Origin of the sequence: Peterkaempfera griseoplana, assembly GCF_001418575.1 — a bacterium.
GTDB lineage: Bacteria > Actinomycetota > Actinomycetes > Streptomycetales > Streptomycetaceae > Peterkaempfera > Peterkaempfera griseoplana.
The window spans coordinates 1-8,088 of record NZ_LIQR01000020.1 but is presented as its reverse complement, the minus strand read 5'-3'; the positions used below and the strand labels follow the sequence as shown (position 1 = coordinate 8,088).

At 72.1% G+C, this 8,088-nt stretch carries 8 protein-coding genes; 3 read left to right on the top strand and 5 right to left on the bottom strand.

Annotation, left to right across the window (positions count from 1 at the left end):
* Positions 1–516: 516 nt before the first annotated feature.
* Positions 517–1,803, bottom strand: a complete 1,287-nt coding sequence (tyrS, locus tag AOK09_RS01795) for a tyrosine--tRNA ligase (protein WP_055585301.1) — start codon at positions 1,801–1,803, stop codon at positions 517–519.
* 156 nt (positions 1,804–1,959) lie between these two features.
* Entirely contained in the window at positions 1,960–2,613 is a 654-nt protein-coding gene (locus AOK09_RS01790) for a DNA-3-methyladenine glycosylase (protein WP_055585300.1), read from the bottom strand.
* 104 nt (positions 2,614–2,717) lie between these two features.
* Between AOK09_RS01790 and AOK09_RS01785 the strand changes: the two genes are divergently transcribed.
* The 3 genes from AOK09_RS01785 (at position 2,718) to AOK09_RS01775 (ending at position 4,877) form a co-directional block, all read left to right on the top strand.
* Positions 2,718–3,500, top strand: a complete 783-nt coding sequence (locus AOK09_RS01785) for a sporulation protein (RefSeq protein WP_055585299.1) — start codon at positions 2,718–2,720, stop codon at positions 3,498–3,500.
* A 61-nt stretch (positions 3,501–3,561) separates the two neighbouring features.
* Complete coding sequence (locus AOK09_RS01780; protein ID WP_055585298.1) at positions 3,562–4,092, top strand: YbhB/YbcL family Raf kinase inhibitor-like protein; 531 nt, start codon at positions 3,562–3,564, stop codon at positions 4,090–4,092.
* A 275-nt stretch (positions 4,093–4,367) separates the two neighbouring features.
* Complete coding sequence (locus AOK09_RS01775; protein ID WP_055585297.1) at positions 4,368–4,877, top strand: HNH endonuclease; 510 nt, start codon at positions 4,368–4,370, stop codon at positions 4,875–4,877.
* A gap of 90 nt (positions 4,878–4,967) precedes the next feature.
* Here AOK09_RS01775 and AOK09_RS01770 read toward each other — a convergent pair whose 3' ends face one another.
* The 3 genes from AOK09_RS01770 to AOK09_RS01760 all read right to left on the bottom strand — a co-directional run.
* Entirely contained in the window at positions 4,968–7,001 is a 2,034-nt protein-coding gene (locus tag AOK09_RS01770) for an outer membrane protein assembly factor BamB family protein (RefSeq protein WP_157875763.1), read from the bottom strand.
* Between the two features lie 87 nt (positions 7,002–7,088).
* On the bottom strand, positions 7,089–7,385 hold the full coding sequence (locus AOK09_RS01765; protein ID WP_055585295.1) for a 4a-hydroxytetrahydrobiopterin dehydratase: 297 nt from the start codon (positions 7,383–7,385) through the stop codon (positions 7,089–7,091).
* A gap of 172 nt (positions 7,386–7,557) precedes the next feature.
* Positions 7,558–8,088, bottom strand: a 531-nt coding sequence (locus AOK09_RS01760) for a sulfite exporter TauE/SafE family protein (protein WP_055585294.1), incomplete at its 5' end; no start/stop codon positions are given.

The following is an 8,088-nucleotide window of genomic DNA, read 5'->3' as shown; positions in this document are numbered from 1 at the left end:
TCCACGAGAGCGGCACGGCATCCAGCGGAATAAGCCGGACCCGCGCACAGCGTCCTCGCTGCACTTCATTCAAAGGAACCCCAAAGGGTTCAAAAATCTGGCGTTGAATTTTGGCACGCTGTTGAGTTCTCAAGGAACGGACGCTTCCATCGAAACCCTTCCGGGCCCCTCCGGGCGCTTCCCTTCTTCGTGTCTCCAGCTTATCAGATCCGCTTACCGCTTTTCCGACCCCCGCTGGCGGGGTTATCGCTTGTCGCGACGTCCACTACGTTAGCGCATTTCCTCGGTAATTCGCGCACCGGCTCCGGGCACATGAATGCCCCGACCGGATTGCCAGGAGAGTGTGATGCTGCAGTGAATGTTCGCGTCGGTTCGGTACGGGCGACCTGTGAGGCCTTGCCCGTCCACCGCCCCGGTTCAGGCGACTCGCTCTACGTTAGGGGGTCCGGCCGCGATCGTCAAACACCGAGGGCACGGATCTGGCCGGATCCGCGCCCTCGGTGCTGAAGTACCAGGTCAGGCCTGGCTTGATCCGGCCACAGCCGGCACCAGCTCCACCGCTGCCAGGTTGCGCTTGCCGCGGCGGAGGAGCAGCCAGCGGCCGTGCAGCAGATCGGCCTCGGAGGCGGTGGCCTCCTCGTCCGTCACCTTGACGTTGTTGAGGTAGGCGCCGCCCTCCTTGAGCGTGCGGCGGGCGGCCGAGCGGCTCGGCGCGAGACCAGTGGCGACGAAGAGGTCGACCAGCTCGCCCAGTTCCGCGGTCTCCGCCCTGGGCAGCTCGGCGACGGCGGCGGCCAGGGTGGCGGCGTCCAGGTCGGCGAGTTCGCCCTGCCCGAAGAGCGCCTTGGACGCGGCGATCACCCGGGCGCACTCCTCGGCGCCGTGGAGGAGGGTGGTGAGTTCCTCCGCCAGGGCGCGCTGGGCGGCCCTGGCCGCGGGGCGCTCCTGGGTGAGGCGCTCCAGCTCCTCGATCTCCTCGTGCGTGCGGAAGCTGTAGAGCCGCAGGAAGTTGGAGATGTCCCGGTCGTCGCTGTTCAGCCAGAACTGGTAGAACGCGTACGGCGTGGTGAGTTCGGGGTCGAGCCAGACGGTGCCCGTCTCGCTCTTGCCGAACTTGGTGCCGTCCGCCTTGACGATCAGCGGGGTGGCGAGTGCGTGCACCGACTTCCCGTCGGCCTTGTGGATCAGGTCCACACCGGCGGTGAGGTTGCCCCACTGGTCGCTGCCACCGGTCTGCAGGGTGCAGCCGTACCTCCGGTTGAGCTCCAAGAAGTCCATGCCCTGGAGCACCTGGTAGCTGAACTCGGTGTAGCTGATGCCCGCGTCGGAGTTCAGCCGGCGGGCGACCGCCTCCTTGGCGATCATCTTGTTGACCCGGAAGTACTTGCCCACGTCGCGCAGCAGGTTGATGGCCGACATGCCGGACGTCCAGTCCAGGTTGTTGACCATCACCGCGGCATTGGAGCCCTCGAAGTCGAGCAGCTTCTCGATCTGGCCGCGCAGCCGCCCCACCCAGCCCTCGACGACCTCGGGGTCGTTGAGGACCCGCTCCGCGGTGGGCTTGGGGTCCCCGATGAGGCCCGTGGCGCCGCCGACCAGGCCCAGGGGCCGGTGGCCGGCCTGCTGCAGCCGCCGCAGGACGAGGATCTGCAGCAGATTGCCGAGGTGCAGGCTGGGCGCGGTCGGGTCGAAGCCGCAATAGACCGTGACAGGGCCGTCCGCGAACGCCTTGCGCAGTGCGTCCTCGTCAGTGGAAAGGGCGATCAGGCCCCGCCACTTCAGCTCGTCGACGATGTCCGTCACGGTCTCGTGTCTCCTTCTTCAGCGAGTTCTCTCATCGAGCCGCCGTCCCGCTGCGGGCCGCGGCTGGTTCCCAGCGTGTCCGAGGGTACGCGTTCGGCGCCACCGTGATTCCACCGGCGGCCGCCCCGCGCCGGTGAGCCGGGCCGCCCCCGGGTGTCAGCGAGCCGGGCGGCGCCGGGGGACGTGGGCCCGGTAGGGGCTGACGGTGGGGTCGTTCTCGATCCAGTACCGCCAGGGGGTCTCCGCGCCGGCGCCGGAGATCCCGGTGCGCGGGCCGCTGAGGATCCGGCCGGCCGGCGCCGGGTTGCCGGTCAGCACCTGGAACGGGGAGTCCTCCGGGTCCGCCGGGCAGGCGTCGGCCCCGCCGAGCGCACGGTCGACCCCGAGGGCCAGGGTGAGCCGGGCCGGGCCCCGGGCCAGCTCGGTGTCCTTGCGGACGGCCGGCCGGCGCTTGCGGGCGAGTTCCGTCCCCGCGGTGACCTGCCCGGCCCTGAGCAGCACTCCGGAGGGGGTGCCCTCGGGGCCGCAGACCAGGTTCATGCAGTAGTGCATGCCGTAGGTGAAGTAGACGTAGACGTGACCGGGCTCCCCGAACATCACCGCGTTGCGCGCGGTGCGGCCGCGGTAGGCGTGGGACCCGGGGTCGTTGGGGCCGTCGTACGCCTCGACCTCGGTGAGGCGCAGCTCCACGGTGCCCTCGGGGAGCCGGCAGACCAGGGTCCGGCCGAGGAGGTCCGGGGCCACCTCGACCACATGGCGGTCGAAGAAGTCCCGCGGCAGCGGGACGCGCTGGAAGTCCGTGCTCGGCATGGCCCCGAGGGTAGCCGAGCATCCGGTCGGGGGCCGTTTGGAACCGGGCAGCCCCTTTGCCAATCTATGACTGTGCGGCTTCGTTGATCACGAGAGGATCTTCCATGGGCTTCAAGCGGATGCTGGCTGCCTTCGGCGCCGGCGGCGCGTCGGTCGAGACGGTGCTCAGCGACCCCAATGTCGTGCCGGGCGGGCTGGTGCACGGCGAGGTCCGGATCCAGGGCGGGCAGGTCGACCAGCGCATCGAGGGCCTGTCCCTGGGCCTTCAGGCCAGGGTGGAGGTGGAGACCGAGGACTCCGAGTACAAGCAGGACGTGGAGTTCCACCGGCAGCAGATCGGCGGCGCCTTCGATCTGCGGGAGGGCGCGGTGCACGTGGTGCCGTTCGCGCTCCAGGTGCCGTTCGAGACCCCGGTCACCGCGGTGTCCGGGCAGCGGCTCCACGGGATGTCGGTCGGGGTCACCACCGAGCTGGCGATCGACCGGGCGCTGGACGCCGGGGACCTCGACCCGGTGGAGGTGCATCCGCTGCCGGTGCAGCAGGCGCTGCTGGACGCCTTCGGCCGGTTGGGCTTCCGCTTCAAGGGGGCGGATCTGGAGCGCGGGCACATCCGCAACACCCGTCAGCGGCTGCCGTTCTACCAGGAGATCGAGTTCTTCGCGGCCCCCCAGTACCCGGGGCTGAACGAGGTCGAGCTGACCTTCGTGGCCGACGAGAGCGCGGTGGACGTGGTGCTGGAGATGGACAAGAAGGGCGGGCTGTTCACCGAGGGCAGCGACTCGTTCCGCTCGTTCACGGTGGCGCACGCGGCCGTGGGGTCGACGGACTGGGCCGACTACCTCCACCAGTGGATCCACTCGGTCGGCGGGCAGCGCGGCTGGTTCTGAGCGGTCGGGGAGGCTCTAGGGTGGGAAGCGACCAAGATCCCCGTCAAGGAGGTTCCCGGACGTGACCGAGGCCAAGAGGCGGCCGCTGCCGCACGACTTCCACCCGCCGGTGCCGTCCTTCACGGTGTCCAGCGACGACGTCCAGGACGGCGGGACCCTTCCCGACGCCCAGGTGATGGACGGCGGGAACACCTCACCGCACCTGCGGTGGGAGGGCTTCCCGGAGGGGACCCGCAGCTTCGCGGTGACCTGCTACGACCCCGACGCGCCGACCGGCAGCGGCTTCTGGCACTGGTCGGTCTTCGACATCCCGGCGTCGGTGACCGAGCTGCCCACCGGTGCCGGCACGGGCGACTTCGCCGGACTTCCGGACGGGGCGGTGCAGGTGCGCAACGACTACGGCACCCGGGACTTCGGCGGCGCGGCGCCGCCGCCCGGCGACGGCCCGCACCGGTACCACTTCACCGTCTACGCGGTGGACAGCGAGAAGCTCGGGCCGGACGCCGACGCCACTCCGGCGGTGGTCGGCTTCAACCTGCGGTTCCACACGCTGGCGAGGGCCCACCTCACCGCGGAGTACGAGAAGAAGTAGGTCCGCCGGCTCCCGGCCGGCGAGCGGACACGGCGCCGCCGCGCACCCCCTCGGGTGGTGCGCGGCGGCGCCGTTCGCGTTCCCGGGCGCAGGGGGCTTCCCACCCGTACGGCGGGTGCGGCGGACGTGCGGCGGACGCCGGAGCCCGGGGCGCCGGGTGCGGGACGGTCCCTGTGCAGGGTGCCGCGACGGGAAATTGCGTTGTTGTCAGGACCGCCACCGATCCACAGTGGACACACCGCCGCGGGGGCGGATGTGGCCGGGGAGGTGTCGGAATGCGCAGCACGCTGGTGCTGAACGCGGGTTACGAGCCGCTGACGACGGTGTCGCTGCAGCGTGCGGTGGTCCTGGTGCTCCAGGACAAGGCCGTGGTCGAGCAGGCCCATCCGATGCGGGTGGTGCGGGGGACCGGGATCGAGGTGCCGCTGCCCCGGGTGATCCGGCTGACGCGGTATGTGCGGGTGCCGTTCCGACAACGGGCGGCCTGGTCCCGGCGCGGGGTGCTGGTGCGCGATCAGCACCGCTGTGCCTACTGCGGGCGGCGGGCGACCACGGTGGACCACCTGGTGCCGCGGTCCCGCGGCGGAGCGGACAGCTGGCTCAACACCGTGGCGGCGTGCGCCGAGGACAACCAGCGCAAGGCCGACCGGACACCGGAGCAGGCGGGTATGGCCCTGCTGCGCAAGCCTTTCGAGCCGACGCCGGAGGCCACGCTGATGCTGGCCCTCGGGCTGCGCCGCACCGACATGGGCGAGCTGGCGGCCTGGCTGCCGCAGTCGGCCTGAGTCGGGTACCGGACCGGGGCGGCGAATCCTGCCGGGGAGGGTTCGCCGCCCCTTCAGCCCGCTGCTGCGAGCCAGCGAGGTGACGGGGCGTCACTTGGCCGAGGTGTACGCGGTGGCCGAGGTGCTGTAGGTCGAGGTGAAGGCGGGCACCGCCACCACCAGGCCGTCGGAGGTGAGCAGCCGGCCGGCGGTCAGCAGCGAGCCGGTGCCCTTGGGGAAGCCGCCGCCTGCGCTCTCCTTGCCGTCCGCGAGGGCGAAACGGCTGAGGTGCGCGGACTGGTCGGTGCGCTCCTCGGTGGCGACCATCAGGCCGTCCGCGTCGATGCCGACCGGCTGCACCTTGCCCTTCTCCTGGGCGGAGGTCGTCCAGACGGCCTTGCCGCTCTTCAGGTCGATCGCGGTGACGGAGCCGTTGGCGGGGGTGGAGCCGTCGGCGGGGACGAGGGCGGTGGCCATGGTGGTGCCGCTGAAGAAGACCCCGGGGGTGGCGTCCAGCGGGCCGTGCTCCACGTCCAGCCGGCCGCCGGCCTGGGCCACCGGGATCTCGGCGCCGGGATTGCCCTTGTTGTCCCAGGAGCGGACGCGGTCGTCGGCGGCGCTGCCGCCGGTGGTGAGGACGACGGAGGGTTCGGCGGAGAGCACCGTGACGGTCTTGGGCGTGCCGAGGCCGCGCCACCAGATGAGCCGGCCGGAGGCTGCGTCCAGCGCGACGATCTGCTCCTTGGGGTTGCTGTCGGCGCAGCTGCTGTGCACCAGCAGGGTGCTGCCGGAGCCGGTGCCGGAGAGGGTGCAGAACTTGCCGCGGCCCTTGTTGTCCCACTTCCACTTGCCGGTGGACGCCTCGTAGCCGACCGCCTTGGAGTCGCCCACCGCGACCACCCGGGTGTCGTTGACCATCACCCGGGCGGTGTAGGCGTCCTTGGTGCCGGAGAGGGTCTTGGTCCACTTCTGCTTGCCGGTGGCGGTGTCCACGGCGGAGAGCAGGCTGCAGCTCTTGCTGCCCGCCTTGGGGGTGAAGAGCACCGCCCCGATGCCGCCGGCCACGGTCGGGGACATGCCGCAGGGCACCGCCCCCGGGACGGGGGTCTGGGCGGTCCACACCGGCTTGCCGGTGGCGATGTCGTAGGCGTGGACGCCGGTGGCGTCGCCGCGTACCACCGCCTTGGGCAGCAGCCAGCCGCCCAGCAGGCCGTCGTCGGCGCCGGCGGCGGCCGGCTGGGCGGCCCAGGTCCTGGTGTGGTCGACGGCGAAGTTGGCGGACGAGGTACCGGTGGCGCCGCTGCCCGCCGCGGCGTTGCCGCCGGAGCCGCCGCTGCCGGCCACATAGACTCCCGCGCCCACCAGGACGACCAGGGCGGCCGCGCCGACGGCCAGGCGGGTGGTCCGGGTCCGCCGGGAGGGGCCGTCCGGGCCGCCGCCGAGGACGGCGCGGGCCCGGTCGGCGAGGCTCGGCCTGGGAGCGCCGGGGTCGTCGGCCGCCTCGTCCGCAGGCTCGCCGTCGTGGCCGGGGCCGTCCGCGTTGAATTCGCTCGCGCCGAATCCGTCCGCGCCGAATGCGTTCGGGCCGGGGCCCTCGGAGCCGCCGTGGCCGTGGAAGGCGTCGGGGCTGCCGGGGGCGGGTCCCGGGTCGGCCGCCGCGGTGTCGTCAGGGAGGGCCTGCCACTGCTGGGTGGCCTCGCCGGTGCCGTCGGCCGACTGCTGCTGGTAGGGCTGGGTCTGGTAGTCCTGGTAGACCTGCTGGTACTCCGGCTGGCCCTGGTAGCCGGTCTGGTAGCCCTGCTGGTACTCCGGGTAGGCCTGGTAGTCCTGGTAGCCGGAGGCGCCCTCGCCGTAGGCGGGGCTCTGCTGCTGGTCGCCCCCGGCCGGGTAGGGGTAGCCGTAACCGCCGTAGTACGCCTGGTCGCCGTAGCCCTGGCCGTACTGCTGCTGGTCGTATCCCGCGTACTGGCCGTTCTGCTGCTGGGCCTGCGCGGGGTCGCTCCAGGCTTCCTGGCCGGTGCCGTACGTCTGGTAGCCGCCGGGTATGCCGCCCTCGGCGGAGGATGCCTGGCCGGGGTGCTGCCACTGCTGCCCGTAGTCGTACTCCGAGGGCCGGTCGCCGCTGCCGGAGGGTTCCTGAGCCATGAAGTTCCGTCCGTCCCGCCTGGATGATCCGTCGGCCAGCATCTCACGAACGGCCGCCGGGACCGGGCGGCCGAAGGCCGGGAACGGTCAGTGAGCGGCGGCGACCTGGTCGATGCGGGCGGCGAGTTCGAAGTCCAGCGCGGTGATTCCGCCCGCCGAGTGGGTGCTCAGGGTGAAGTGCAGAGTGCGCCACCGGATGTCGATGTCGGGGTGGTGGTCCATCTGCTCGGCCTGCTCCGCGACGGCCGTCACGATGCGGATCGCGGTGGGGAAGTCCTCGGCCCGCACGGTGCGGCGGAGGGTGTCGCCGTCCCGGCTCCAGCCGGGGAGGGCGGTGAGCCGCTGGTCGATCTCGGTGTCGGTGAGCAGGTCTGCTGCGGGCACGGTGTCTCCCTGGGCCGGCGTATGGTGCGTCGCTCCGACCCTGGCAGACGGACGGCGGCCCGTCGAGCCGCGCTCACCCGACCACAGCAACCCGGTGACCCGGGCCGACAGGGTCCCGGCCGTCGGCGGCTGCCCGGTGGGGACGGCGCGTACGGGTGGTCGGGAGAGGAGGTCAGGGGAGCAGCAGCTTGACGACCGCGGTCAGGCCGACCACCACGATCAGGCCCCGCAGTGCCGCGGGCGGGAGCCGGCGGCCGACCCGGGCGCCGATCTGCCCGCCGAGTACGGACCCGGCGGCGATCAGCACGACGGCGGCCCAGTCGAAGTGGGCCACGAAGAGGAAGAAGACCGCCGCCACTCCGTTGACCAGCAGCGCCAGCACGTTCTTGGTGGCGTTGATGCGCTGCAGGTCCTCGCTGAGCAGCGTGCCCATCAGGGCGAGCATCAGCACGCCCTGGGCGGCGCCGAAGTAGCCGCCGTAGATGCCGGTGACGAAGATGCCGGCCGTCAGCAGCGGGCCGGCGTCCGGGTGGGCGGGGGCGGTGCGGCGGGCGGCCACGGCCCTGGCGAGCCGGGGCTGGAGGACCACCAGGACCAGGGCGAGCACGATCAGTGCGGGGACCACGGCGTCGAAGGCGCTGCCCGGCAGCACGATCAGCAGGATCGCGCCGACCAGGCCGCCGAGCGCCGCGGCACCGCCGAG

Coding starts and splice junctions, on each gene's coding strand:
- AOK09_RS01790 (WP_055585300.1), bottom strand. CDS start 2,613: ATGCCGAGCACGGACTTCCAGCGCGTCCCGCTGCCGCGGGACTTCTTC.
- AOK09_RS01785 (WP_055585299.1), top strand. CDS start 2,718: ATGGGCTTCAAGCGGATGCTGGCTGCCTTCGGCGCCGGCGGCGCGTCG.
- AOK09_RS01775 (WP_055585297.1), top strand. CDS start 4,368: ATGCGCAGCACGCTGGTGCTGAACGCGGGTTACGAGCCGCTGACGACG.
- AOK09_RS01770 (WP_157875763.1), bottom strand. CDS start 7,001: ATGGCTCAGGAACCCTCCGGCAGCGGCGACCGGCCCTCGGAGTACGAC.